This window comes from Micromonospora haikouensis, assembly GCF_900091595.1.
Lineage (GTDB): Bacteria > Actinomycetota > Actinomycetes > Mycobacteriales > Micromonosporaceae > Micromonospora > Micromonospora haikouensis.
This window is the reverse complement of the sequence record NZ_FMCW01000008.1, coordinates 32,440-58,530: the sequence shown is the minus strand read 5'-3', so window position 1 is coordinate 58,530 and position 26,091 is coordinate 32,440. Positions and strand designations below refer to the sequence as shown.

Annotated in this window: 21 protein-coding genes; 12 read left to right on the top strand and 9 right to left on the bottom strand. The window is 74.4% G+C overall.

The window, feature by feature from the left end; translation table 11 throughout:
- Positions 1-37: 37 nt before the first annotated feature.
- Positions 38-967, bottom strand: coding sequence for an SIS domain-containing protein (locus GA0070558_RS09915; protein WP_077938101.1), 930 nt, complete (start codon positions 965-967; stop codon positions 38-40).
- A 194-nt stretch (positions 968-1,161) separates the two neighbouring features.
- On the opposite strand from GA0070558_RS09915, the gene GA0070558_RS09910 reads away from it, so the two are divergent.
- From GA0070558_RS09910 to GA0070558_RS09885, 6 genes are all read left to right on the top strand, one after another.
- Positions 1,162-1,947 (top strand): DeoR/GlpR family DNA-binding transcription regulator, encoded by a 786-nt coding sequence (locus GA0070558_RS09910; RefSeq protein ID WP_091277912.1) that lies wholly within the window; start codon positions 1,162-1,164, stop codon positions 1,945-1,947.
- 86 nt (positions 1,948-2,033) lie between these two features.
- Complete coding sequence (locus tag GA0070558_RS09905; protein ID WP_091277911.1) at positions 2,034-3,044, top strand: ATP-binding cassette domain-containing protein; 1,011 nt, start codon at positions 2,034-2,036, stop codon at positions 3,042-3,044.
- A complete protein-coding gene (locus GA0070558_RS09900; protein ID WP_091277909.1) occupies positions 3,041-4,063 on the top strand; it encodes an ABC transporter permease subunit in 1,023 nt (340 codons plus the stop codon). Before GA0070558_RS09905 ends, GA0070558_RS09900 begins: the two co-directional genes overlap by 4 nt.
- 127 nt (positions 4,064-4,190) lie before the next feature.
- Entirely contained in the window at positions 4,191-4,670 is a 480-nt protein-coding gene (locus GA0070558_RS09895) for a DUF3263 domain-containing protein (protein ID WP_077938104.1), read from the top strand.
- 66 nt (positions 4,671-4,736) lie between these two features.
- Positions 4,737-5,729, top strand: coding sequence for a hypothetical protein (locus GA0070558_RS09890; protein WP_091277906.1), 993 nt, complete (start codon positions 4,737-4,739; stop codon positions 5,727-5,729).
- Positions 5,730-5,799: 70 nt separating this feature from the next.
- Positions 5,800-6,309 carry a GNAT family N-acetyltransferase gene (locus tag GA0070558_RS09885; RefSeq protein ID WP_077938106.1) on the top strand — a complete coding sequence of 170 codons (510 nt, stop codon included), beginning with the start codon at positions 5,800-5,802 and terminating at the stop codon, positions 6,307-6,309.
- A 35-nt stretch (positions 6,310-6,344) separates the two neighbouring features.
- Here the strand turns inward: GA0070558_RS09885 and GA0070558_RS09880 are convergent, their stop codons facing one another.
- The 7 genes from GA0070558_RS09880 to GA0070558_RS09845 form a co-directional block, all read right to left on the bottom strand.
- Positions 6,345-8,642, bottom strand: a complete 2,298-nt coding sequence (locus tag GA0070558_RS09880; RefSeq protein ID WP_091277904.1) for an AAA family ATPase — start codon at positions 8,640-8,642, stop codon at positions 6,345-6,347.
- A gap of 74 nt (positions 8,643-8,716) precedes the next feature.
- Positions 8,717-9,451 carry a hypothetical protein gene (locus tag GA0070558_RS09875; protein ID WP_091277902.1) on the bottom strand — a complete coding sequence of 245 codons (735 nt, stop codon included), beginning with the start codon at positions 9,449-9,451 and terminating at the stop codon, positions 8,717-8,719.
- Positions 9,452-9,490: 39 nt separating this feature from the next.
- The gene (locus GA0070558_RS09870; RefSeq protein WP_077938109.1) at positions 9,491-10,240 is read right to left on the bottom strand and encodes a GTP-binding protein; all 750 of its coding nucleotides are present in this window, start codon (positions 10,238-10,240) and stop codon (positions 9,491-9,493) included.
- Positions 10,218-10,892 (bottom strand): DUF742 domain-containing protein, encoded by a 675-nt coding sequence (locus tag GA0070558_RS35180; RefSeq protein WP_439709584.1) that lies wholly within the window; start codon positions 10,890-10,892, stop codon positions 10,218-10,220. Before GA0070558_RS35180 ends, GA0070558_RS09870 begins: the two co-directional genes overlap by 23 nt.
- On the bottom strand, positions 10,889-11,353 hold the full coding sequence (locus GA0070558_RS09855) for a roadblock/LC7 domain-containing protein (protein WP_077938110.1): 465 nt from the start codon (positions 11,351-11,353) through the stop codon (positions 10,889-10,891). Before GA0070558_RS09855 ends, GA0070558_RS35180 begins: the two co-directional genes overlap by 4 nt.
- Positions 11,350-14,181 (bottom strand): sensor histidine kinase, encoded by a 2,832-nt coding sequence (locus tag GA0070558_RS09850; protein ID WP_091277898.1) that lies wholly within the window; start codon positions 14,179-14,181, stop codon positions 11,350-11,352. The genes GA0070558_RS09855 and GA0070558_RS09850 overlap by 4 nt, the downstream gene beginning before the upstream one ends.
- Positions 14,171-15,403 (bottom strand): hypothetical protein, encoded by a 1,233-nt coding sequence (locus GA0070558_RS09845; protein WP_091277895.1) that lies wholly within the window; start codon positions 15,401-15,403, stop codon positions 14,171-14,173. The genes GA0070558_RS09850 and GA0070558_RS09845 overlap by 11 nt, the downstream gene beginning before the upstream one ends.
- 367 nt (positions 15,404-15,770) lie before the next feature.
- Between GA0070558_RS09845 and GA0070558_RS09840 the strand changes: the two genes are divergently transcribed.
- Both GA0070558_RS09840 and GA0070558_RS09835 read left to right on the top strand, forming a co-directional pair.
- Entirely contained in the window at positions 15,771-18,641 is a 2,871-nt protein-coding gene (locus GA0070558_RS09840) for an alpha/beta fold hydrolase (RefSeq protein ID WP_091277893.1), read from the top strand.
- The gene (locus GA0070558_RS09835) at positions 18,641-19,513 is read left to right on the top strand and encodes a DUF2705 family protein (protein ID WP_077938115.1); all 873 of its coding nucleotides are present in this window, start codon (positions 18,641-18,643) and stop codon (positions 19,511-19,513) included. Before GA0070558_RS09840 ends, GA0070558_RS09835 begins: the two co-directional genes overlap by 1 nt.
- A 22-nt stretch (positions 19,514-19,535) precedes the next feature.
- On the opposite strand, the gene GA0070558_RS09830 is transcribed toward GA0070558_RS09835, so the two are convergent.
- Entirely contained in the window at positions 19,536-20,240 is a 705-nt protein-coding gene (locus GA0070558_RS09830; protein WP_141722189.1) for a hypothetical protein, read from the bottom strand.
- A gap of 262 nt (positions 20,241-20,502) precedes the next feature.
- Here GA0070558_RS09830 and GA0070558_RS09825 point away from each other — a divergent pair, with 262 nt between their 5' ends.
- From GA0070558_RS09825 to GA0070558_RS09810, 4 genes are all read left to right on the top strand, one after another.
- The gene (locus GA0070558_RS09825; RefSeq protein WP_091277889.1) at positions 20,503-21,018 is read left to right on the top strand and encodes a hypothetical protein; all 516 of its coding nucleotides are present in this window, start codon (positions 20,503-20,505) and stop codon (positions 21,016-21,018) included.
- Between the two features lie 50 nt (positions 21,019-21,068).
- Positions 21,069-23,909: a carbohydrate-binding protein gene (locus GA0070558_RS09820; protein WP_141722188.1), complete on the top strand. Its 2,841-nt coding sequence runs from the start codon at positions 21,069-21,071 to the stop codon at positions 23,907-23,909.
- A 283-nt stretch (positions 23,910-24,192) separates the two neighbouring features.
- Positions 24,193-24,642, top strand: a complete 450-nt coding sequence (locus GA0070558_RS09815; protein ID WP_077938116.1) for a DoxX family protein — start codon at positions 24,193-24,195, stop codon at positions 24,640-24,642.
- A gap of 137 nt (positions 24,643-24,779) precedes the next feature.
- Positions 24,780-26,078: a low temperature requirement protein A gene (locus tag GA0070558_RS09810; RefSeq protein WP_176734160.1), complete on the top strand. Its 1,299-nt coding sequence runs from the start codon at positions 24,780-24,782 to the stop codon at positions 26,076-26,078.
- Positions 26,079-26,091 lie beyond the last annotated feature (13 nt).

Sequence of the window (26,091 nt, the reverse complement as noted above, 5' to 3'; positions counted from 1 at the left end):
ACGACGACGTCGGCGGGACCGGCGGCGTCGGCTGGGCTCACGCGAGGACCACGGAGCGGGTCAGGTGGCGGGGCGCGTCGGGGTCGAGGCCCCGGCTGGTGGACAGGGCGACGGCGAACCGCTGGGCGAGGATCAGGTCGGCCATCGGGTCGACCGGCGTACGCCCGGCGGCCCAGCTCGTGAGCACGGCGCGGCAGCCGTGGGTGCGGCTGTGCACGAAGGCGGCCCCGGTGGCGGCGACGTCCTCGGCGAGCCCCTCGGGGATGTCGCCGAACGCCCAGACCAGCCGGCCCGGCGCGGCCACCGAGATCGGGCCGTGCCGGTAGTCCATGGCCGGGTACGCCTCGGCCCAGAAGGTGGCCGCCTCGCGGCACTTGAGCGCGGCCTCCTGGGCCAGCCCGATCGTCCAGCCCCGGCCGAGGAAGGTGACCTGCTCGATGCGGGCCGGGTCGATCGGCAGCGGGGCCCGGACGGCGACCTCGGCGTCGGCGGAGAGCGCGGCCAGGTTGTCGCCGAGGTGGGCGCGGAGCAGGGCCAGGGCGGTGGTGGCGAAGCGGGTCTGCACCACGGAGCGTTCGTCGGCGAACGGCATGGCGACCACGGCGGAGGCGACGTCCACGGCGGGGGAGGCCGGGTCGCCGACGATGACGGTGGTGGGGAGCTGGCCGCGCAGCGCGGCGAGCAGCTCCAGCACCTCGGTGGTGGTGCCGGAGCGGGTGACGGCGATCAGCCGGTCGTAGCGGCGGCCCGTGGGGAACTCGGACGCCTGGAACGCGTCGGTCTCGCCGTGGCCGGCGGCCTCGCGCAGCCCGGCGTACGCCGTCGCCATGAACCACGACGTGCCGCAACCGACGACGGCGACCCGCTCCCCAGGGCGCGGCAGGTGCTCGGCGACCGTGGGGGCCAGCAGCGCTGCCTCCCGCCAACAGTCGGGTTGACTCGCGATCTCCGCGTGCACGAACGCCATGAGAACTCCTCGCTGGGAGGTCGTGCGCAATACGGCGCAATACGGCCGCCTTTCGCGCGTTATTCTGCGCGAAACCTCGCGTCTCTGGCAACCGGGTACCCGATCGCGCAGAGCGGAGTTTTGCACCTTGGTAGTTTCGCGCACTACTGTGCACGCAATCAATCACCCTTCGTGCAGTCAGTGGAGGTGCCGCAGTGGACCGGTACGCCCGATGGAACGCGCTGCTGGAGATGCTCACTGACAGCGGGCGGGTGAGCGTGGAGGAGGCCGCCGGGCGGCTGGACGTCTCCCAGGCCACCATCCGGCGCGACTTCGACCAGCTCGCCCAGCAGCAGATGATCACCCGGACGCGGGGCGGCGCGGTCGCCAACGGCGTCTCCTACGACCTGCCGCTGCGCTACAAGACGGCCAAGCACTCGGCGGAGAAGCAGCGGATCGGGGCCGCCGCCGCCGCGCTGGTCACCCCGGGCACCGTGGTCGGCCTCAACGGCGGCACCACCAGCACGGAGGTGGCCCGCGCGCTGGCCGTCCGGCCCGACCTGAACACCAGCGCCGAGGGCGCGCAGCTCACCGTCGTCACCAACGCGCTCAACATCGCCAACGAGCTGCTGGTGCGCTCCCGGATGAAGGTGGTGGTCGCCGGCGGCGTGGTGCGGCCCAAGTCGTTCGAGCTGGTCGGCCCGCTGGGCGGGGCGCTGCTGCGCGAGGTCACCCTGGACGTCGCCCTGCTCGGCGTGGACGCGATCGACCCGCAGCTCGGCGCCGCCGCCCACCACGAGGGCGAGGCGGCGATGAACAACCTGATGGTGGCCCGCGCCAAGCGGGTGGTGATCATCGCGGACTCGTCCAAGCTGGGCGGTCACGCGTTCGCCCGGATCTGCCCCGTCGAGCGGGTGGAGACGCTGGTCACCGACTCGGGCGCGAACCCGGAGCTGGTGGAGGCGTTCCGCGCGGCGGGCGTCCACGTCGTCATCGCCTGACGCGCCGTACTGCATACCGGGTATTGCTTCCCTCTGCATACCGCGTATGGTGTGCGTCGTCACCGACTCATCGGGGGAGGCGCAGCTTGTCAGCTGTCCTGGAAATAGAAGGTCTACGCAAGACATACAAGAGTCGCCGCCAGGGGGTCCGACACGCCCTCGACGGCTTCGACATGCGGGTCGAGCAGGGGCAGGTGCACGGCTTCCTCGGCCCGAACGGCTCGGGCAAGACCACCACGCTGCGTACGCTGCTCGGGCTCATCCGGCCCAACGGCGGCCGGATGGCGATCCTCGGGCAGGAGGTGCCCGCCGCCCTGCCCGCCGTCGTCGGCCAGGTCGGCGCGATCGTCGAGAGCCCCCAGTTCTTCCCGCACTTCACCGCCCGCGACACCCTGTCGCTGCTGGCCGGGGCGGGCGAGGTGCCGCAGATCCGGGTCGACGAGGTGCTGGAGCTGGTCGGCCTGCGCGACCGGGCCGGCGAGCGGGTCAAGACGTACTCGCTCGGCATGAAGCAGCGCCTCGCGGTCGCCTCGGCACTGCTCAAGAACCCGAAGCTGCTCATCCTCGACGAGCCCGCCAACGGCCTCGACCCCGGCGGCATCCGGGAGATGCGCACGCTGACCCGGGACCTGGCCGCCTCCGGGATGACCGTGCTGCTGTCCAGCCACATCCTCGGCGAGATCCAGCTCATCTGCGACTCGGTCACCATCATCTCGCTCGGCCGGCGGGTCGCCTTCGGCCCGGTCGACCAGGTGCTCGCCGAGCACTCCGGCGGGGCCGTGCGGGTCCGGCTGGAGGCGGTCACCGACCTGCCGGCGGCTGCCGACGCGCTCAGCCGGGCGGGCGTGGCGGTCACCGCCCACCCCGACCACCTGATGCTCGCCGGCGTCGAGAAGCCGGCCCAGGTGAGCCGGATCCTCGCCGGCCAGGGCCTGTACGTCAGCGAGTTGGCCCCCGTCACGGTCGACCTGGAGAGCGTCTTCCTGGAGTTGACCTCGACCGCACCCGTGCCGGGGCAGCACCGCCAGGTCGACCAGTCCACGAGGGTCGGTGACGCGGGCCAGTCCGGCGCCGTCGGGGGAGGTTGGGGCGCATGAGCCTCTATCGCACGGAGCTGCGCCGGCTGGGCAAGCGGCGCTTCGCCCGCTGGGCGACGGTGCTCGGCCTGCTGGTGCTCGGGGCGGTCCTCGTCGGGGTCTTCTTCACCAACCAGAAGATCGGCCCCGAGCAGCAGGCCGCCGCCCAGCGGCAGGCCGAGCAGGAATACCAGCAGCAGGTGCGCTGGGCCGAGCAGGAGCGCAAGGCCTGCGAGCAGGCCAAGGCGTCCGGTCAGGACCAGCAGCAGGAGGGCCGGTTCCCGCCGGACTGCGAGATGATCACCCCGCCGCCGCCGGAGAGCATCGAGGCGCGGTGGTTCCTGCCGTCGACGTTCGACTTCCGGGCGAGCTTCGAGGAGATGATCGTCACCTTCACCGCGATCCTGGCGCTGCTCGGGTTCGTGATCGGCGCGTCCTTCGTCGGCGCCGAGTGGAGCTCCGGCGGGATGATGAACCTGCTGCTCTGGCGGCCGCAGCGGCTCACCGTGCTGCTGACCAAGCTGGCGGCGCTGCTCACCGGGCTCGTCGCCGTGACCCTGGCTGCCGCGACGCTCTGGACCGCCGGGTTCTGGATCGTCGGCACGCTGCGCGGCACCACCGAGAAGATGACCTCCGGGGCGTGGCAGTCGTTCGCGCTGACCGGGCTGCGCGGGCTGGTGCTGATCATGGTCGCGGCGACCATCGGGTTCGCGCTGGCCTCGCTGGGCCGGCACACCGCGATGGCCCTCGGCGGGGCGATCGGGGCCGTCGTGGTCGGCCAGTTCGGCCTGGGCATCGTGATGTCGATGGCGGGGGCGCGCTTCGTCGAGGCGTGGCTGCTGCCGACGTACGGGCTCGCCTGGATGACGAAGAAGGTCACCCTGGAGGACTGGAACGCCTGCAACGCCACGTACTACGGCGAGTGCAAGCCGGCCACCTTCGACCTGACCTGGCAGCACGCCTCGATCCTGTTCTCCGTCGTGCTGGTGCTCGCCCTCGGGTCGGCGCTGGTCACCATGCGCCGGCGGGACGTCGCCTGAGCAGTGGCACCGAGTGGCCCGGACCGCACCGCACGTCCGATGCGGTCCGGGTCCGCCCTGGTTAGGCTGGGGATCCCCCGGCCGGCGCGGCTCCGCCGGCCCTTCGCCCGCCCGCGTGAGGACCGCCATGCCGCCTGCCGACGCCGCCCCGGCCGACACCGACCGGCCCGAGCCGGCGCGACCCGGCGGCCGGGAGGCGACGGGCACCCGGGAGGGCGTCACCGTCCCCCCACCCCGGTCCGCGCCGGACGCCGCGACCCCCGCCCCGGCCACCCGCGCCGAACCCGTGACCGGCGAGCCGGAGCCCGGCACCCCCGAGCCCGAGCCGGGAGCGCCCGAGCCCGGAGCGGACCCGGCCGAGCCGGTCGCCGCCGCCCCCGGCCTCACCGAGCGGGAACTGCGCATCCTCGCCTTCGAGCAGCAGTGGTGGCGGCACGCGGGGGCCAAGGAGCAGTCGATCCGGGACACCTTCGGCCTCTCCGCGACGCGCTACTACCAACTGCTCAACGGGCTGCTGGACAATCCGGCCGCGCTGGCCGCCGAGCCGGTCCTCGTCGGCCGGCTGCGCCGGTTGCGCTCGTCCCGGGCCCGCAACCGGCGGCGCTGACCACGCGAACCCGGCCACCTGGCCGCCCGATCCCCGGCACAATCGAGCCGGCGGAGGGAGCGGCGGATGGCGGCAGCGCACCGGGGCGTACCGGCCGGGGACGCCCGGCCCGGGCGGACCGCGACGGCCGGGCGGACGACCCCGGCGGAGGCGGCGGCCGCGCCGGGCACCCGCGCCGGGTCGGCCGGGCCGACGATGCGGGTCCGGTCGGCGTCCGCGCCGGCACCCGGCCGGGCCGTCAACGAGGACCTGGTCTTCCGCTTCGGCCCGCTGGTCGGCGTGCTGGACGGCGCGACCGTGCCCGAGGGCTTCGACACCGGCTGCGTCCACGGCCCCGCCTGGTACGTCCGGCACCTCGCCGCCCGGATCGGCCTGGCCGCCGCCGCCCGGCCCGCCGCCACCCTGGCGAGCACCCTCGCCGCGGCGATCCTCGCGGTACGGGCCGACCACGGCACCGACTGCGACCTCGACCATCCCGGCACCCCCTCGTCGACCGTCTGCCTGCTGCGGGAGAGCGGCGGGGAGGCGGACTGGCTCGTGCTCTGCGACAGCCCGCTGGTGCTCGACGTCGGCGGCCGGGTGCGCGCGGTCACCGACGACCGGCTGGAGCACGCGGTGGCCGACCTGCGCCGCACGGCGTCCACCCTGCCCGCAGGCGCTGGCGACGACCCGGTCACCCGGTTCCGGCGGGCCGTCACGCTGCAGCGGGAGCGGATGAACCGCACGCACGGCTACTGGGTCGCCGCCGCCGACCCCGACGCCGCGTACCACGCGATCACCGGCACGGAGCCGCTGCGCGGCCCGGGGAGCCTGCGCCGGGCGGCCCTGCTCACCGACGGTGCCTCCTGCGCCGTCGAGCAGTTCGGGCTCCTCGACTGGGCCGGCCTGCTCGACCTGGTCGCCGCCGAGGGACCCGGCGCGCTCCTCGACCGGGTCCGCGCCGCCGAGCGCGACCGGCCGGACCGGCTGCGCCGGCACAAGGCCACCGACGACGCCTCCGTCGTCCTCTGCGAGTTCGGCCCCGGTCGAGCCACCGCCGGCCCGCCGACCGGCTCGTAGCTGCTGCCGGACCGGTCGAGGGAGGCCAAAGGGTGGACTCGGGCGGGTGCGGGACGGCAGACTTCGGCACGTGACGGGAACGGTCCGGTTGGAGCCGGTGGACGAACGGAACCTGGAGCCGCTGCTCTCGGTGGCCGTCGCCGAGGCCGAGCCCGACGACGTGATGCCCCCGGTCGACGCGCCGGCCGGCTGGTCGCACGCCCGGCGGGAGGCGTTCCGCGACTACTACCGCACGGGCATGGCGGGCCTCGACGGCCCCACCCACACCGCCATGTACGCGGTCCTCGTCGGCGGCGAGGTGCTGGGCATGATCCGGATGACCCGCCGCGCCGAGCCGGGGACGGTGGAGACGGGCATCTGGCTCGGCCGCTCGGCCCGGGGCCAGGGCGTGGGCGCGGTGGCCCTGCGCGAGCTGCTCGACCTCGCGGCGGCGGCCGGGATGCACACCGTGGTGGCGGAGACCACCCCGGACAACTCCGGTGCCGTGTCGGTGCTCCGCAGGTGCGGCGCGAAGCTGATCGAGGACGGCGACGCCGTGCGCGCCGAGATCTCCCTCGACGCCATCCCGCCCGCCTTCTGAGCATCCCGGCACCGCCCGGCGGCGGGGCGCGGGCCTCAGCGCGCGTCGCGGGCCTGCGCGTACGCGGCCAGCCAGGCGACCTGGGCCGGGTCGAGCGACGGGCGGACCCGCTGCCGCGCCGCCTCGACGTGCCCCGCCGTGACCGTCGACGCGGTCAGCGACTCCCGCATCGCGGCGAGCGCCGCCTCCCGCACCAGCGCCGCGCAGTCCGCCGCCGAGAAGCCGTCCAGCCCGGCACCGAGCGCCGCGAGGTCGACGTCGTCGGCGAACGGGACGTTGCGGGCGGCGGCGCGCAGGATCTCGGCGCGGGCGTCCCCGTCGGGCGGCGGCACGTACACCAGCCGTTCCAGCCGGCCCGGGCGCAGCAGCGCCGGGTCCACCAGGTCGGGACGGTTGGTCGCGCCGACCACCACCACGTTGCGCAGCGACTCCACCCCGTCCAGCTCGGTGAGCAGGGCGGCGACCACCCGGTCGGTGGTGCCCCCGTCGCTGGCCTGGCCGCGTACCGGGGCGAGCGCGTCCACCTCGTCGAGGAAGACCAGCGTCGGGGCGGCCTCCCGGGCCCGGCGGAACAGCTCCCGGACCGCCCGTTCGCTCTCGCCGACCCACTTCGACAGCAGCTCCGCGCCCTTCACCGAGAGCACGTTGGCCCGCCCCGAGCCGGCGAGCGCGGTCACCAGGTACGTCTTCCCGCAGCCGGGCGGCCCGTAGAGCAGCACCCCGCGCGGCGGCTGCACGCCCAGCCGGGCGAACGTGTCCGGGTAGGTCAGCGGCCACAGCACCGACTCCGTCAGCGTCTGCTTGACCTCGACCATGTCCCCGACGTCGTCGAGGGTGACGTCCGCCAGCTCCAGCGTGGACCCGGCCATCGTCGTCGGCCGGACCACCTCCAGGGCGGCGGCGAAGTCGGCCATCGCCACCGTCGGCGCGTCGGCCGTCTTCTGCCGCAGCGCGGCCCGCACCCCGGCCTCCCGCACCAGCGCCGCCAGGTCGGCGGCGACGAACCCGGGGGTACGCCCGGCGACCTCGTCCAGCCGGACGTCCTCGGCCAGCGGCACCTGGCGGGTCAGCACGGTCAGCTGCTCCCGGCGCAGCGCCTGGTCGGGCAGTGGCACGGTGATCCGCAGCGACAGCAGGTCCGGGGCGCGCAGCCCCGGGTCGACGGCCTCGGGGCGGCTGGTCGTGCAGACCACGGCCACCCCGGCCCGGACGGTCTCGGCGAGCACCTGGCGGAACACCGTGGCCACCGGGCCGGCGTCGTCGGCCGGGGCGAGCGCCTCCACGTCGGTGACCAGCAGCACGGCGGGGCCGTCGCCGCGTACCTCGTCGGCGGCGGCGCGCAGCCGCCGGGCCGCCGCGTCGTTGGCGAGCGCGGCCAGCTCGGGTGCCCAGATCAGGCGGACCCGGGCGCCCACCCGGGCGGCGACCGCCCGGACCAGCGCGGACTTGCCCGACCCGGCCGGCCCGGCGACCAGCACCCCGAGCGACACGCCGGTGCCCAGCCGGCCCAGCACCTCCCGGTGGTGGAACCCGAGGTCGAGCAGCTCGATCAGCTCCTGGGCCTGCGCCCGCAGCCCCGGCAGCTCGTCCACGGCGGGCGCGGCGTCCGCCCCTGCGTCGTCGCCGTCGGGGACCCGCCCGTCGGGCCCGGTCGCCCCGGTCGTCGCGTCGGGCCCGGCCGCTGGACCGTTCCCGGTGGCGTGACCGGGTGCGCCGGCGTGGGCGGGCCCGGCCGAGCCGCCGGCCCGGGTGGCCGGCCCGTGCTCCCAGCCGACCACGGTGTCCATGGTGACCAGCGCGGCGACGCCCGGCTCGGCGGCGGCCACGGTGAGCAGGGTGCTCGTCCAGGCGTACCCGACGGTGCTGGACAGGCGGTGCCGGGCCGCCGCGACGAGGGCGCGCACCGAGGCGTCCGGCAGCACGTCCTGCGGCAGCAGGGACACGTCGTCGCCGACGGTGACGACCTTGCCGAGCAGCGCGAGGCGGAGCATCTCGGGGGAGACCGCGGCGGTGACCTGCACCGACCCGGTGAGGGTCACCCGGCGGGCCGGGACCACCGGTGCACGGCTCACCGTGACCTGCCCGCCGTCGCGTTCGCCCAGGTTGCCCAGGAGCAGGTCGTCGGCGTAGAGCAGCGCCGTGCTCGCGGCGGGCCCGGCCGGCGCGACGATCCCGGCGGTCACCCGGCGGCCGGTGAGCCGCACCGGGTCGCCGGGGCGCAGCGCGAGCGCCGTCAACACCTCGGGGTGCAGCCGCACCACGCCGCGCCGGCCGTCCAGCGCGGCCGGTCGCAGGCTGGCGACGAGGGTCAGTTCGGGTGCGGGTGCGGCCATCGCCCGAGGTTAGCCGCAAGGAAGGGCCCCCTGTTAACGCCTACGGTAGAGAAGGGTCCCCCTCTCACACCGGGTCAGCGCGTGGGGTCGGTGCTGTCGAGCAGCGACGGGTCGCGCCGGATCAGCTCCGCCAGCCGGGCCGCCGGGTCCACCTTCAGCCGGTCGGCGTCGGACGGCCACGCCGGCACGGCCTTCACCGTCAGCGGCCACACCGGGGGCGGCACGGTCGCGGCCTCCGCGCCGACGGTCACCCGCCCGTTCGACCAGCCGACCCGCAGCGGGTACGCCTGCCCGTCGTGCTCCACGCGCAGCGCGACCGTCATGCCGGGGTGCGCCGCCACCACCCGGGCGACCGCCTCGGCCACCTCGTCGACCGGGTCCCGCCCGGCGACGCCGGCCGGTTGGGCGAGGGCCGGTTGGGCGAGGGCCGGTTGAGCGAGGGCCGGGTGGGTGAGGGCCGGCGCTGCGGGCAGGGCCGGTACGCCGCCCGTCCGGCGGGGCAGGGCGTCCGCCGGGTCCTGGCCGACGTCGCCCACCAGCCGGGGACGGGTGGCCGGGGCGGCGGCGTCTCCCGTCCCCGCGTCGGGTCCCGCTCCGGCGTCGACCCGTACGGCCGGGGTGGGATCCTGTCGCGCCTCGGCCCGTGCGGCCGGCTCGCCCCAGCCGACCGGGTGGCCCGCGGCCTGCGCCGGGACGGTCGGAGCCGCCGGCTCCCGGCCGGGCTCGTCGCCCGGGTCGGCGCCCCGGCGGCGGAGCGCCTCCTCACGTCGGGCGAGCCGGGCCAGTGTCTCGTCGAGATCACCTCTCATGTCGCCACCCCTTCCGCGTGTGGACCGAACCAGGCCGGTTCAGTCCCTCCTGTCCCGGGTGGCCCGGTCCAGCGCCCGGTCCAGGACGACCAGCAGGGCGTCCCGCACCGAGAGCCGGTCCCGGGCGTCGAACTGCACCAGGGGGACCTGGTCGGAGATGGCCAGGGCCCACCGGATCGAGGGGAGGTCCACGGCCAGCCGGCCGTCGAAGGCGTTCACCCCGACGACGAACGGCAGCCCGGCCCGCTCGAAGAAGTCGATCGCCGGATAGCAGTCGTCCAGCCGCGAGCTGTCCACCACCACCAGCGCGCCGAGCGCCCCCCGGGCCAGGTCGTCCCACATGAAGCCGAAGCGGTTCTGGCCCGGCGTACCGAAGAGGTAGAGCTTGAGGCTGCGGTCGATCGTCACGGAGCCGAAGTCCATCGCCACCGTGGTGGTGGTCTTGCCCGACCGCGCGCCGGGGTCGTCGATGCCGATCCCGGCGCTGGTCATCTCCGCCTCGGTGGTCAGCGGCGCGATCTCCGAGATGGCCCCGACCGTGGTGGTCTTGCCCACGCCGAAGCCGCCCGCGACCAGGATCTTGACCGGGATCGGGGGCGCGGACCGGCCCGGGCCGGCGTTCGGCGTGCCGTGCCGCAGCCCGGCGGGCGGTGCCGGGGTGGTCGGCGGGGCGGCGCGTCCGGTGGCCGGCGTGGCACCCGCCGGGGTGCCGTAGCGGGCGGCGGCGCTGTTGGCGGAGAGCCCGCTCAGCGGGGCCGGCGGCCATTCAGGAGATCGCACGGAGTCCATCAATCACTCGCAGGATGATGTCGGGGTCAAGGGCGTCGTTGGCGGTGCTGACGTGCACGTCGAGGTGGCCGGCGGCCCGGAGGTCACCGACCAGGATCCGGGTGACGCCGAAGTGCAGCCGGGTCCGGGCCGAGATCTCCGCCACGGAGATCGGTTCTCCGCAGAGCGCGATGATCGCCTGGAGTTCGGGGGAGAGCCGGGAGACCGGCCCCGCCCCCCGGTGGCCGGGACCGGGCCGGGCGGTCACCTGGGTCTCCAGGCTGATCGCCGGGTCCACCCCGGCCACCCTGCCGGCGGTGAGCACGAACGGGCGTGGCCCGGCCGGCAGGTGCGGATCGGGAGCGTCCAGCCGGCCGGGCAGGTCGCTCGCCGGACCGCTGGGCGGGCCGTCGCCAGGGCCGCCCGGGAAGCCGGGGCCGCCGCCCGGGTAGCCGGGGCCGCCGCCCGGGAAGCCGGCGTCGGCACCGGGGAAGCCGGTAGCGCCGTCGGGGAACCCGGAAGCGCCGCCCGGGCCGCCGGGATACCCGGGGCCGCCCGGCAGGCCCGCCGACCCGCCCGGCCCGCCGTCGACCGGGGTCTGCGCCCGCAGGTAGGGCCGGATCCGGACGACGGGTTCCGGATCCGGCCCGGTGCCGGCGACCTCCGGGCTCACTGCTGGACGGCGTTCTTCAGCTCGGCGATCAGTCGTGGGGTGAGGGCGCTGCCGGCCCGCCCGGCGAAGAGGGTCATCTCGTACGCCACGGTGCCGAGGTTCGCCGACCGGTCGGCCACCACCCCGAGCACCGAGCCGGCGCTGATCGAGCTGATCAGCAGGTAGCCGTCGGCCATGTCGACGATGACCCGGTTCAGGCCGCCGAGGGCGTACCAGCTCGCCGCGCCGCCGGCGAGGCTCGTCATGCCGGAGACCACGGCGGCGAGGCGCTCGGCGTTGGCCCGGTCCTTGATCGCCGACATGGCCATCAGCAGCCCGTCGGAGGAGACCGCGATCGCCTCCATCACGCCGGCGGTGCTGGACGTGAACGAGTCCAGCAGCCAGTTGAACGTGCGGGCCTCGGGGCTGAGGTCGGTGGGGTGCTGGTGCTCGACGTTCTCGTGCAGGTACGGGCTGGTCACCGTGTTGATCCCTCTTCGTAGCGGCGGTCAGGACGGGCTTCACGCAGCGCGCGGGCGACGCCCGCCTCGAACTGGTTGATCAGGTCGCGCACCTCTCCCGGATCGCCGGGGTCGGACGGGGGAGCGGGCCTGGGGGGCGGGACGGCCAGGTTGGCACCGGGGACCCGACGGGTCAGCCGGGGAGGGCCGGCGAGCAGGGGTGCCGCCGCCGGGGCCGCAGCCGCCGGGGGAGCGGCCATCGGGCGGACGGAAACCGGGGGAGCAGCAGCCGGGCGGGCCGACACCGGCGGAGCGGTCGCCGGGTGGGGCGTCGCCGGGGGGTGCAGTTCGGCCCGGCGTACCCCGGCTTCGAACTCCTCGACCAGCGCGCGGGCGGCGGCCGGGTCGGCGGTGGTGGCGTCCACCGGGCCGACGACCGGGCTGGTGTGGGGCAGGCTCGCGCCGGGCACCCGCTGGCGGATGCCGGACGCGCCCCGCGCCGCCTCGCCGGGCTGCGGCGCGGATCCGGGCCGCAGCCCGGTCGGGAAGGAGGTGCCCCGGGAGCGGGCCGGCAGGACCGGTGTGCCGCCGGCCCCGCCGACCGGACCGGCGGCACGGGACGACCGGACGGTGCCGGGGGCCGCCGGGGGAGCGGCGGCGCCGGGCGCGACCGGGGTGCCGCCGACGGTCGGCGGGGCGTCCAGGGTGGGGGCGCCTGCGCGCCCGGTCGGGGCGGCCGGCGGCTCCGCGACCGCCCCGAAGGCGTTCCAGGAGTCGCCCGACTCCATCGACCGGGTGGCGCGGGTGAGCAGCTCGCGGTCCACGCCGAGGGCCACGCCGAGCGCCACGGCCCCGTCCACCGGCTTGCCGGCCGGCCCGGGGTGGGGGGTGGCGGCGACGGCCAGCGGCCGGCCGGAACCGGTCGGCTGCGGGCGGCCGGACGCGCCCGGCCGGTCCGGCGCGGCCGGCCCGGCCGCCGGGGCCACGGCCTGGCCGGCGTGCGGCACGACCAGCAGCGCCGACGGGACCTCCAGCCGGGCGGTGACCCCGCCGCCGGTGGTCGGGGCGAGGTCCACCGTCCACCCGTGCCGGCGGGCGAGCCGGCCCACCACGAAGAGGCCGAGCACCTCGGTCGGGGCGAGGTCGAGCCGCTCCCGGCGGGTGAGCCGGGCGTTCTCCTCGGCCAGTCGCTCCTCGGTCATGCCGATGCCGCGGTCAACCACGGACAACCGCATGCCGTGCCCGGTCGGCTCGGCCGTCACCACCACCCGGGTGTGCGGCGGGGAGAAGACGGTGGCGTTCTCCATCAGCTCGGCCAGCGCCAGCACCAGGTCACCCACGGTGGACGGTGCCGCCGACACCCCGGCCGGGACCTGCACGTCGACCCGGGTGTAGTCCTCGATCTCGCCGAGCGCGAGCCGGACCACGTCGGTCAGCGGCACCGGGGCCACGTGCCCGTCGGCACCGGTCGAGCCGGAGAGCACCACGAGGCTGCCCGCGTTGCGGCGCAGCCGGCTGGAGACGTGGTCCAGCCGGTAGAGGTGCTCCAGCCGCCCGGGGTCGGTCTCCTGCTGCTCCAGCCGGTCGATCAGCGCGATCTGCCGGCCCACCAGGTTCTGCGTACGACGCCCGACGTGCCCGAACATCTGCGCCACGTTGCGCCGGCCGGCGACCTGCCGCTCCACCAGCCGGGCGGCGGTGTGCTGCACGCGCTCGAACGCGCGGGCCAGGTCACCGATCTCGTCGCGGCCCCGGACGTCGACCGGGTCGAGGCGGATCGGCGGGACGTTCTCGCTCTCGTCGTCGGCGACCCGCACCAGCTCCGCCTCGGCGGCCCGGGCGACCCGTTCGGCGGAGCGGGTGAGGCGGGTCAGCGGGCGGGCGACCAACCGGGCCACCGCCATGCTGAGCAGCACCACGAGGAGCATGACCAGGGCCGCCGTGACGCCGACCACCCAGGCGGCGACGAGCGCCCGCCGTTCCTCCGCGCGCACCTGCGTGGTGACGTCCGCGGCGATCTTCTTCTCCACGAACTGGCCGAGGGTGATCATCGACTGGACGGAGGGGAAGAGCGTGTCCAGGGGCACCGTGGCGACGGCGGCGACGGGGTCCTTCTCGCTGTCGACGATGAACGTCGGGCTGGTCCGGGCGGCCACCGCCGCGTCGTCCAGCAGGGCCAGCTCCAACTGCTCGGGGGTGACCAGGCTGCGGAACCGGTCGGTGTCCACGCTCAGCGCGGCCATGCAGGCGATGTAGCTGGCGACGGTCTTCGGGTCGCTGGTCGCCCTGACCAGGACGATCAGCGTGGCGCACGCGCCCAGGCTCTCGTCGGCGCGCAGCAGCCCGTCCAGGGCCAGCACCTGCTGACCGACGGGGGTGGTGGTGTCCACCTTCCAGGTCAGCCGCAGCGAGTCGATCAGCTCCACGGCGAGCGGGCCGAAGGCCTCCATGACCCGGGCCGGGGTGGCCCGGCCGGCGAGCACGGCGGCGCGTACGTCGGCGAGCCCCCGTACCTGGTCGAGGGCGAGCCGGACCCGGTCGGTGAGCTGGCCGCCCAGCTCGGCGCGGATGTCGGCGACCCGGTCGTCCACGGTGGCCGACTTCTGGATCACCTCGGTGCGGGAGGCCCGGCCGAGCAGCAGACCGACGGAGAGCAGCCGCTCCTGCTGGAGGTCCTGGACGAGGCTGCCGACCCGGCTGGCCACCCGGACGGCCTCGGCGGTGTCCGCCGCCCGCCCGGCGGTGGCGACCCGGTCGAGGACGATCGGCACGGCGAGCCCGACCATGCTGAGCAGCGGGACGATCACCAGCAGGGCGAGCTTGCCTCGGATGCGGAGCCTAGCGAGCATCGAAGGGCCCCCACCGCTCGGCGCTGGCGGGGCGGCCCTGCCCGGCCGGCTGGAGCATCCGGGGCTCGACCGGGGCGAGCGTGCCGGCCGGGGCGGCCCCCCGGGGGTCGGCCGGGGCGTCGTCCCAGCCGGCGTCGTCGGCCGGCGGGCCGGTGTCGCCGCCGGCCGGTCGGCGGTCCCGCCCGGTCCGTCGGTCGCGGCGGGCGACGATCAGCGCGCCGAGCGCGCCGAGCAGCAGGACGGCCAGGACGGTTGCCCCGGCGGCGAGCCGGCGCTCCCGGTCGAGCTGGTCGATCCGGTCGGTCAGCAGCGCGTCCAACTCGTCGAGGATGACGGGCTGGAGCTGCCTGGCGGCCTCCTGCGCGGCGGTGCGGGCGGCGATGAGGTTGGTGAGCGCGCGGGCGGTCGCCGCCTCGTCCTGCAGCCGGGCCGTTGAGGTCGGGGCGGCGAGCGCGCCGAGCCGCTCGATGGAGCGCTGGTAGGTGTCCAGCGGGGCGAGCACGTTCGCGCCGAGCTTGGTGCTGTCCGTGCTGTCCACGGCCGCGCGCAGGTTGTTGATCAGGTCGTTGGCGGGGCTGATGGCGCTCGTCCACAGGGCGCCGAGCTGGGACACCATGGCGATGCGCTGGGCGTCGGGGAGTTCGGCGGCGACGGCGGCCAGGTCGCCGAGCCGGCCGGTCGCCACGAGCGATTCGGGCAGCTCGTCGCTGATCGCGTCCTGGAGGTAGAACGAGTCGGCCTGCCGGTCCCGGACCAGCCCCGAGGCCTCGCGTACCTTGCGGTGCAGGGACAGCAGCAGGTCGGTGGCCTCGCCGTACGCGGCGAAGGTCGCCTGCGGGTCGGTCAGCCCCTTCTCGGGCAGGGCCTCCAGCTTGGCCCGCAGCCCGGTCCACCGCTCGTGGGTGCGCAGGTCGTCGCCGAGGCGGGCGTCGGCGGCGGCGACGTCCTCGACGGCCCGGCCGAGCGACTCCCGGGACACGGTCCGGCCGGCGACGGCGGCGGACTGCGCGTCGACCAGGGCGAGGGTGAGGGGTCCGAGGACGCGCAGGTACTCCACGCCGAGCCGCTCGCGGACGATGAGGTCGCGTTCCTCGCCGCTGTGGCGGCGCTGCTGGACGAAGAGGAACGCCACCGGGGCGAGGAGCGCCACCACGAGCACCAGCGGCAGGATGCGGCCGGTGCGGTTGGGCCGTCGGGGGCCCCGCTGCGCGGGGACGGTCATGGGTTCTCCTCCGGCGACGGCGGATACGGGCAGGTGCCGGGCCTGCCGAGCAGTCCCGTTCACCGGACCGGAAAACTAGCTGACTGGCACCGGCACGCAGAGCCGCCGGCCGGTCAGTTTTGCGTCACTACGAGCGATGTCACCTGGTGTCGACCGATGCGACACCCTCGGTGGCGACTGCCCGGAGGAGATGGCCCGATCGGGTGCGATTTCGGTCGAACATCGGAATTCACGTGATCCGAATTCATCCCGCTGGGATGCGGCGGACGCTGCGCAAACGATCAAAACGGGTCGCCGATCGGCCGGGCCGGACGGACGTACGGAGGATCTCAGCGAACGCTCAGGATCCGCACCGTACCGTTGCCGCATGAGATCGCCGTTGTCGGCCGCACCGGTCCGACGGGCCCTGGCCACCCGCCCCCGCCGGATCGTCGCCGGTTCGGTGGCGGTCGTGCTGCTGGCCGCCGCCGTGCTCTGGGCGGCCCGGCCCGGCGAGGCCGGCTTCCGCGCCGAGCCCGCGATGATCACCGTGCGCTCCGGGCCGGCCGGCGACGAGCCGGTCGACCTGGACACCACCTTCTACCTGCCCGACGGTGCCTCGGCGGACCGCCGGGTGCCGGCGGTGCTGCTCGCGCACGGCTTCGGCGGCACCAAGGAGTCGGTCCGCTCCGACGCCGAGGAGATCGCCGGCCAGGGCTACGCGGTGCTCGCCTGGACCGCGCGCGGCTTCGGCCGCAGCGGCGGCCAGATCCACCTGGACAGCCCCGACCACGAGGTGCGGGACGCGCAGCGGCTGCTGGACTGGCTGGCCGCCCGGCCCGAGGTGCGCACCGACGCCGCCGGCGACCCCCGGGTGGGGGTGGTCGGCGGCTCGTACGGCGGCGGCCTGGCCCTGCTGCTGGCGGCCCAGGACCAGCGGGTCGACGCGATCGTCCCCATGATCACCTGGAACGACCTGTCCCGCGCGTTCCTGCCGGAGAGCACCGGCGGGCCCGCCACCTCCGGCGTGTTCAAGAAGGGCTGGGCGGGGCTGTTCTTCGGCGGCGGCGGCAACGCCGGCTCCGGCCCGGCCGGGCTCTCCGGCACCTCCGCCGCCCAGCCCGAGGGCAACCCGGCCTCGGCGGGGCCGCCGAGCCCGGCACCGGGCGCGGGGCCGGGCACCGGTTCGGGGCGCGCGCCGGCCGGGGCGGCCGACCCGTCCTGCGGCCGGTTCGCCGCCGACGTCTGCGCCGCGTACCTGCGGATCGCCACCACCGGGCGGGGCGACCAGGCGGCCGTGGACCTGCTCCGCCGATCCAGCCCGGCCGGCGTGCTCGACCGGATCAAGGCGCCCACCCTGCTGGTGCAGGGCGAGGCCGACACGCTCTTCCCGCTCGCCGAGGCCGACGCCAACGCGCGCGGCATCGCCGCCGCCGGCACCCCGGTCCGGGTGGCCTGGTTCACCGGCGGCCACGACGGCGGCGACGGGCCGCGCAACGACTCCGACCGGGTGAAGTACCTGACCGTGCAGTGGCTCGACCACTACGTCAAGGGCGAGGGGGCGGCCCCCGGCGACGACTTCACGTACTCGCGGATCGCCGGTTTCGACGCCCTCGACCGCGGCCTGGTCGCCACCGGCTTCCGCACCACCGACTACCCGGGGCTGGCCGGCGACGCGCGCCGCGAGGTCGCGGTGACCGGCCCGGCCCAGCCGGTCGCCAACCCGCCCAACGGCAACCCGGCGGCCATCTCCTCGGTCCCGTTCGCCGGTGCGCTCGGTTCGCTGCTCGGCGGCGTGGCCGGCGACGTGCCCGGCCAGCACGCCCGGTTCGAGTCCGCGCCGCTGGACGAGGCCGTGGACGTGGCCGGTTCGCCGACCGTCACGCTGCGGGCCGCGTCGGCCAGCGGCGAGGCGGTGCTGTTCGTGAAGCTCTACGACGTCGACCCGCAGGGCGCGGCGACCCTGCCCAACGGGCTGGTCGCCCCGGTCCGGCTCACCGGCCTGCCGGCCGACGTCGGGGCCGCGAAGCCGGTCACGGTCACCCTGCCGGCGATCGTCCGCCGGGTCGAGGCCGGGCACCGGCTGCGGGTCGTGGTCGCGACGTCCGACCAGGCGTACACGACGCCGGTCGAGCCGGCGGTCTACACCGTGGCGGCCGGCGACGGCCCGCTCGTGCTGCCGACCGTGGCCGGCGAGCCGATCCCCACCACGGCCGTCGTCTGGCGCTGGGTGCTGGCCGGGCTGCTGGCCGCCATCGCGGTCGGGCTCGCCGCGGTCGTCCTGGTCGCCCGCCGCCGGCACCGCCGCCAGGACAGCTCCGTGCATCCCGAGTACGCGGGCACGCCGCTGGCCGTGCGCCAGCTCCGCAAGGAGTACGCCGACGGCTTCGTCGCCGTGTCGAACGTCGACTTCGAGGTGCACCCCGGCCAGGTCGTCGGCCTGCTCGGGCCCAACGGCGCGGGCAAGACCACCACCCTGCGGGTGCTGATGGGGCTGACCCAGCCCACCGCGGGCGAGATCTACGTCTTCGGCCGGCGGCTGGTGCCCGGCTCGCCGGTGCTGTCGCGCATCGGCGCGCTGGTCGAGGGCCCCGGCTTCCTGCCGCACCTGTCCGGCCTGGACAACCTGAAGGCCTACTGGCGGGCCACCGGCCGGCCGTGGGCGGACGCGCACTTCGACGAGGCGCTGGAGATCGCCGGGCTGGGCGACTCGGTGCACCGGAAGACGCGCAAGTACAGCCACGGCATGCGGCAGCGCCTCGCCATCGCCCAGGCCATGCTCGGCCTGCCCGAGCTGCTGGTGCTCGACGAGCCGACGGACGGCCTGGACCCGCCGCAGATCGCGGAGATGCGCCGGGTGCTCCAGCGCTACGCCACCGACGGCCGGGCGGTGCTGGTCTCCAGCCACCTGCTCGCCGAGGTGGAGCAGACCTGCACCCACGCGGTGGTGGTCAACAAGGGGCGGATCGTCGCGTCCGGCCCGGTGGAGGAGATCGTCGGCGAGTCGCCGAGCGTGCTGTTCGACGTGACCGACCCCGACGCGGCGCGCGACGTGCTGGGCCGGCTGGCCGGCGTGACCGTGCTGCCCGACGCCGAGGGGCAGCTGGTGGTGGACACCAACGGCACCGCCCGCAGCGAGGTGGTGGCCGAGCTGGTCCGGGCCGGGATCGGGGTGGACCGGGTGGTGCCGCGCCGCCGCCTGGAGGACGCGTTCCTCGCCCTGGTGGGCGAGAACTCTCGGGGAAGCGGGGACCGGTGATGGCGCAGTCGTCTTCCACGGTGGGCGCGGCGGCCGGCTACCGGCCGTCGGCGACCCTGCCGTTCGCGGCGGAGTTCCGCCGGCAGGCGTCGCGGCGGCGCACCCAGCTCGCGCTCGGGTTCATGGTGCTGCTGCCGCTGATCGTGCTGGTCGCGTTCCAGTTCGACTCGGGCAACGACGACGACGGCGGCGGGGGCGAGTTCTCCAGCCTCGCCGACCTGGCCACCTCGGGCGGGCTCAACTTCACCCTGTTCTCGCTGCTGGTCTCGGCGTCGTTCCTGCTGGTCGTGGTGGTGGCGCTGTTCTGCGGCGACACGGTGGCCAGCGAGGCGAGCTGGGGCAGCCTGCGCTACCTGCTGGCCGTGCCGGTGCCCCGGGCCCGGCTGCTGGCGGTGAAGCTGCTGGTGGCGCTCGCGTACTCGGGGTTGGCCCTGCTGCTGCTCGCCGGCACCGCCCTGCTCGCGGGCACCCTCCGGTACGGCTGGGAGCCGCTGCGCAGCCAGGTCTCCGCCCAGCTCGACCCGGGTGAGGGGCTGCTGCGGTTGGCGGCCGTGCTCGGCTACCTGGCGGTCGTCCTGCTGGCGGTGGCCGGGCTCGCGTTCCTGCTCTCGGTCGTCACGGACGCGGCGCTCGGCGCGGTCGGCGGCGCGGTGCTGCTGTGGATCCTGTCCAGCATTCTCGACCAGATCACGGCGCTCGGCGGGATCCGGGCGTTCCTGCCCACCCACTACGCCAACGCCTGGCTGGGGCTACTGTCGACGCCGGTGCAGACCGACGACCTGGTGCGCGGCTGTATTTCCGCGATCGCCTACGCCACCCTGTTCTGGTCGCTGGCCTTCTGGCGTTTCACCCGCAAGGACGTCACGAGCTGACGACCGGGCCCAGCCACCGGATTCAGCCGCTGGCCCCGTATACCTCCACCGCGACCAGCCCAGGTCCGTACTCCAGCGTCACGCCGCAGCTACCGATTGTGGTCTGCTCCGTCCGCAGGTCGGTGCCTCGCGCCGTCGCTGGCCCGCCCCGGGGCAACTGGTCGTCCAGCCACGAGGCGAGGGCGGTGCGGTTCGCTCCTGCGGGATAGGCCCGCAGCGCGCAGTCGTCGAGGAACCGCCAGCCCTCGGCGCTGAGCGGGCTCCCGTCGGGGTTGCCGGCCCGACAGTGCAGGGTCCGCAGTCGGTGCTTCTGGTCGGCCATGACTATCGCCTGCCGATGACCGCTCTCCTTGTCCTGTCGCCCGCCGGACCGGCGAGTGCCCACCCCGTACAGATCGCTCGAGGTGAAGGTGAGCTGCCACCGCCGGGTCAGGTCGGCCACGATCAGGTCAGGGTCGACGCCAGGAATCGGCTGCCGGCCCTGGAAGTCGAACGAGCGGCCCGGCACCGGAGTGGCGGCAGGGCCGGGCGGGGACGACGCGGGGGCCGTCGCCGACGATGTCGGGCCAGGGCCGCCCTGCTTGCTCGGGCCGTTCGTTTCGTCGGTTGAGGGTGCGGCGGCGGTGTCTCCGGCCGGGGTGGTGTCGTCGGGGCCGCCGAGCCCCACGGTGACGCCCAGCACCCCGACCAGTGCGGCGGCCGCCACGGCGCCGGCGGCAACGAACAAGATCCGGCGGGACCGGGTGGGTGGGTGAGCGACCCGAGCGTCGTCCGGCGTAGGTCGTGCGTCGTCGGACCCGGGCGTCATGTCGACATCGTCAATTCGTGCTCCCCGTTGTGCACCGGCCGATACGGCGGCGGGCGAGTCGATGTCTACCACAAGCATCTCATCCATACAACTCTGTCGCTGTTGCACTGTGTCTCGCTACGGTTGCGGTCGGTTTCCTAGTTACGGGGGTACGTCGATGGGCCGAGCACGCCCGCGTTCGGTGCTGACCGCACTTCTGGCCGCTCTGCTTCTCACTCTCGCCACGACCGTCGTCGTGGCGCGTCCGGCCCAGGCGGCGCCTGATTGCAGCGGCTGGGACTGCAATGGCAACTGGCCCGGCGAATGGGGCTGCCGGGACGACCAGGTGAAGGTCAGGGAGATCGACATGGGCTCCCTCGATGTCGACGGGCGCGCCACCATTTATCGCTCCCGAGGCTGCGGGGCGACCTGGGGAGAGTTCGTGTTCCAGCGCGACCCGGGCGACTTCACCTACCTGAACCTGCAACTGTGGTGGCAGCCGCAGTACGGCGGCAAGGGAGGGATCCTGCGCCATGGTTCCGGCGCGCACTTCACGCTGGTGGCCGGGACGACCAAGACCTACCGCACGGTCATGGCGAGCTGGGACTACTCGGTGAAGATCTGCTATTCGGACTCGTACCCGACATCGCAGGACGTCGACCCCGACCCGGAGAGCACCGGTGCGGGCGCGACCGGCGGATGTTCCAACTGGCACTGACGTCAGTTGTCACCCCGCGTTTGTCTCGCGCCCTCCAGGAAGGACCGTTCATGCTTGCCACTCGCCTTCGGGCGCTGATGTCGACACTCGTTCTCGGCGCGACGGTTGCTGTCGCCCCGCAGGCCGTCTCCGCCGCTGCGCCGGTCGCCCCGGTGCCCGACATGGGCAGCCAGGCGTCCATCGCCGACCCGGCGACCGTACTGGGCCCGGGTTGGCGGCGGTCGTCGGACCTGCTGGTCGCCGGTGCCGGCGACACCAACGGCTTCCACGTCTATCTGGCTCGGGAGAAGGACGCCTTCGCCTGGTCCACCCTCGCCACCCTCAACGACGGCCAGAACGGGGTCGGCAGCTGGACCGGCTACGTCTGCCTCACCGGCTCCGGCCGGTACGCCGCCGTGGTGTACGCCCCGGTGATCGCGACCAACAAGCCGGCGCGAATGCTGGCCGGGGCGTACGCCGCCGTGGTCGACGTGCGGACCGGTAAGGCCCGTCAGGTGGTCCGTGGCGTGCAGCTCGCCTACTTCAACCCGGCGTGTGGTCCCGGGGACCGGGTCCTGCTCACCCGGGCCATCGGTCGTGACCACGAGGAAACCGACCTACTGACCGTCGATGCCGCGGCGGCCCGGGTCACCGAGGTCCGGCGGATCAAGGCCCAGTTCACCACGCCCGCGCCCGCCGCCGACGGCGACTACGGCGTGGTCCGCGGGGAGCTGGTTCGGGTGGGCAAGGGCGGTCGGCTCACCCGACTCGCCACGCCGGGTGGACAACCGTACGCCGTTCGGGCGACCGCCGATGGCGCTGTCGACCTACTGACCGTCAAGCCTGGCGGCGAGGCGGAGCAGTCGGCAGCGTACCGCTACCGGGCGGGCCGGCTGACCCACGTCGGCACCTCCCCGGGCAAGCAGTTGGAGTTGCTCGGCCTCTCCGGGGGGCGCAACGCCCTGATCGGGGAGATCGACGGCCTGACGAAGGGCTCGGCCAAGGATCTCGTCCTGCTGCGCAGCAGCCGGCCGGCGCGTGCGGTCTCCCGTGAGGGGCACCTGGTGGTGCACGGCATGAGGGCGGAGCGCCAGGACGCGCGAACGTCCAAACGGGTGCGGGGGGACGGCGAACTGCGTGTCACCGTGCAGGCGTCCAGGGCCGGCGCGGTCCGGTCGGGTCTGGTTCGCACCGAGCGCCGGACGGCGGCCGACGTGACGGTGCTGGCTGGGCCGGTCCCTGCGGGCATGGCAGCCCTTGCCGTTCCGCCGGACCCGGGCCAACCGAGGTGTGCGATCCCCCGGAACAACGTGTATTACCAGGTGTTCCAGCCCAGCGCCAACCAGGTCGAGTGGGCCGTCGACCTGGCGGTGAACAACCTGCTGCGCGTCGATCGAACGATCCCCGGAATTCCCACCTACAAGCCGCAGGTGATGTTCAGCCTGCCGGCGGGTTCGCCGCTCGTTCCGGCCCAGCTCATGCTGGCGATCCTGGCGCAGGAGACGAACCTCGCGCAGGCGTCGTGGCACGCGGTGCCGGGTGACGCCGGAAATCCGCTGGTCTCGGACTACTACGGCAGCCGCCCCCACGGTGAGAACATCAAGATCATCGACTACGGCGAGGCGGACTGCGGCTACGGCATCTCGCAGGTAACCGACGGGATGGCCAGCGGACAGACGTCGTACAGCTCCGAGCAGCAAGAGGTCATTGCGGTCGACTACATGGCGAACATCGCAGCCGGGCTGAAGATCCTGGTGCAGAAGTGGCAGGAGGTCCAGGCGACCGGTTCGCAAGTGAACAACGGCGACCCGCGGTACATCGAGAACTGGTTTCTCGCGGTCTGGGGGTACAACTCTGGGATCTACCAGAACACGGGTGGCCCGTACGGCGTGGGTTGGTTCAACAACCCCGCCAACCCAGACTACCCGGCGAACCGCACCCCGTTCCTGCGCGCCTCCCTGGACGACGCCAGCCACCCGGCCGACTGGTCCTATCCCGAGAAGATCATGGGCTGGGCGGAGACCCCACAGTGGCAGTGGATTCCCCCGCTGACGAAGTACGCTGAGCCGAACTTCGGCGTGGGCTCCGGCGACGTCCTTCAACTGCCCGGTCGCTTCCAGTTCTGCGGTTCGGTCAACTACTGCACGCCCAATGCCAGCAACCCGTGTCCCTCCTGGAACTCGAACTGCTGGTGGCACGGCACGACCAGTTGGGGCGATGGTTGCGCGGCCAAGTGCGCTACCGGGAAGCTCGCCCACTCGCTGAACGCGCCCGAGCCGCCGGTCATCTACGTGTACTCGCCCTCGTGTGCGCCGTTCCAGGCGGACATCGGGACGGTGGCGGCCGTCATCGACAACCTCAACAACGAGTCCGGGGTGAACCGGCTCGGGTGCGCGCCTCAACCCAGGGGCGGCAAGTTCACGCTACGCACCGGCAGCCCCTTCGGCTCTACCGCCGGGCTCTACGGGCAGGTCGACCTGCACCAACTGGGCGCCGGCTACCTCGGCCACACATGGTTCACGCACTCGTACGACGAGGCCGACGCCCAGCACCACCGGGTCCTGGGAACATGGACGACCGACCTGCCCTCCGACGACTACGAGATTATCGTCCACCTGCCCTCGCACGGGGCGAACGAACAAGTCAAGTACGTGATCTCCCAGGGCGACGGAGGGGCCGGCGGGTCCGACCACCAGATCGTCTGCGAGATCGACCAGAACGTCACCGCATACGACGACAAGTGGGTCTCGCTCGGCTGGACCTGGCTCTACCCCGGGGCCAAGGTGCAGCTCGACAACATCGTCGACGGTGCCGACGGCACGGTGGACGTGGCGTACGACGCCATTGCCTTCGTCAATGTGCCGGGCTATGCCAACGGTCGCAGTTGCGGGTCGCCGTATCCGATGAGCTGAGGGGCCTCGTTACGGGGTGGTCGGGGCGGGTGGATGGCCCGCGCCCGGCCGCCGGCGGGGTAGATGCTGGTGCGAGGTGCCCTCCAGGCGCTTGCACCAGCATCTTCGTGCTTGTCGCCGACGCTGACGCACTCGGTCGCGCCTGTTTGGCGACTGCCGGGACGGTTGACCAGGGCAAGTCCCACATGCCGTGGGAGCGTTCCCACGGAGAGGGACAAGTATCGACCTTATCAAATTCTTACCGCATTCTATCTGCATTGACTTCTGTCACTGGAGGTGTGGTATGAACATTGACCGACTTGGCGGTCCCGTCCTGTCCCTGTTCCGCATGGTGATTGGCCTGCTCTTTCTGTTCCACGGCCTGTCGTCGCTGCTCGGTGTCTTCGGCGGTGCGCGAGGAACCGGTCAGGCGGTTCCGCTCGGCACCTGGCCAGGCTGGTACGCCGCCCTGATCCAGGCCGTCTGCGGCGCGCTGGTGCTGGCCGGGCTGTTCACCCGACCCGCCGCGCTGCTCGCCTCGGGCTCGATGGCGTACGCGTACTTCGTGGTGCACCAGCCGGAGGGGCTGCTGCCGCTGCGCAACGGCGGTGAACTGTCCGCGCTGTTCTGCTGGTCGTTCGTGCTCATCGCGGTGCTCGGCCCCGGGACGTGGGCCGTCGACACCCTGCTGGGCCGCCGCCGGGAGCCGGCCGTCGCGGCGCCCGCCCCGAGCAAGCGCTCGGTGCCTGCCTGACCCGACCGCCGCCGGGGCGGGCGGGCTGCCAGCGAAGACGGCACCCCTGAGCGCCCGCCCCGGCGGTAGTCGCGGCACCCGCCCCCATCTCGCCGTTCCGGCACCGTCGCCCGGGGGCGGCTGCCAGACTCGCGCAGGTGGGCAGCCGCAGGTATCCGGGCTGGCGCCCGGTCCGCCCGGTCGCCGCCGGGGCCCGGGTGGCCCGCGTCGAGGTCTTCTTCGACCTGGTCTTCGTCTACGGCTTCTTCAACGTCTCCCGGTTCGTGGCCGAGGACCTGAGCACCCACGGGCTGGTCAAGGGCATGCTCGTCCTGGCCCTGCTGTGGCTGTGCTGGATCGCCCACATGCTGGTGGCCCAGCGGGTGCGCCTGGGGGAGGGCATCGCCCCGCTGGTGACCCTGACCGCCATGGGGGCGGTGCTGGGCATCGCCCTGTCCATCCCGCAGGCGTTCGGCGACCAGTCGGGCGGGGGCCCCGCCCCCGTGCTCTTCCCCATCTGCTATTTCCTGATCCGAGGGCTGCACCTCGGGCTCCACCTGTACGCGGTCCGGGACCTGCCCGAGGAGCGTCGCCAGCTCGTCCGGATCGGCCTCGCGGTCGTCGTCTCCACCGGGCTGCTGCTGGCGGCGGCATTCGTGCCCGACCTCCCCGGCGGCACCGACCACGTCTGGGTCCGGCCCGGCATCTGGGCCCTCGCCGTGCTGGTCGAGTACGGCAACGGCTTCGCCGTCGGGCTGTCCGGCTGGCGGATCGCCGCCCCCGGCCACTTCGTCGAGCGCTTCGAGCTGATCGTCATCATCGCCTTCGGCGAGCTGATCATCTCGATCGGCCTGGGCAGCGGGGTCCTCGGCCAGCCGGTCACCTGGCCCACCTTCTACACCACGCTGGCGGGCCTGGCCGCCATCGTCAGCCTCTGGTGGCTCTACTTCGACAGCCTGGCCCCGGCCGCCGAGCTGGCGATGCACGGCCGCCGGGGCCCCAACCGGATCGCGGCGGCCCGCGACGGCTACCTCTACCTGCACCTGCCGATGATCGCCGGGCTCATCCTGGTGGCGCTCGGCGGCGAGCAGATGGTGCACCACCTCGGCGCGGCCGGCGTCGACCTGCTCGGCCCGTTGCCCGGCCTCGGCGGCCCCCTGCTGTTCACGGGGGCCGCCCTCTACCTGGTGAGCCTGGTCGCCTTCCAGCTCCGGGTCCTCGGCACCGTCGTGTGGACCCGGGTCACCGTCGTGGTGCTCGTGGTCGCCGCGGTGCCCGTCGCCGGCCGCCTCCCCGCCCTCGTCGCGGTGGCCCTGCTCACCGTGCTCACCGTCGGCCTGGTCGTCGCCGAGATCGTGCTGCTGGCGGGCTCGCGGTGGGCGCTGCACGAGGCCGTGCGGGAGGAACGCGAGGCGCGCGAGGTCCGGGAGGCGCGGTGGCGGCGGCACCACCGCTGATCCCGGCCGGTGC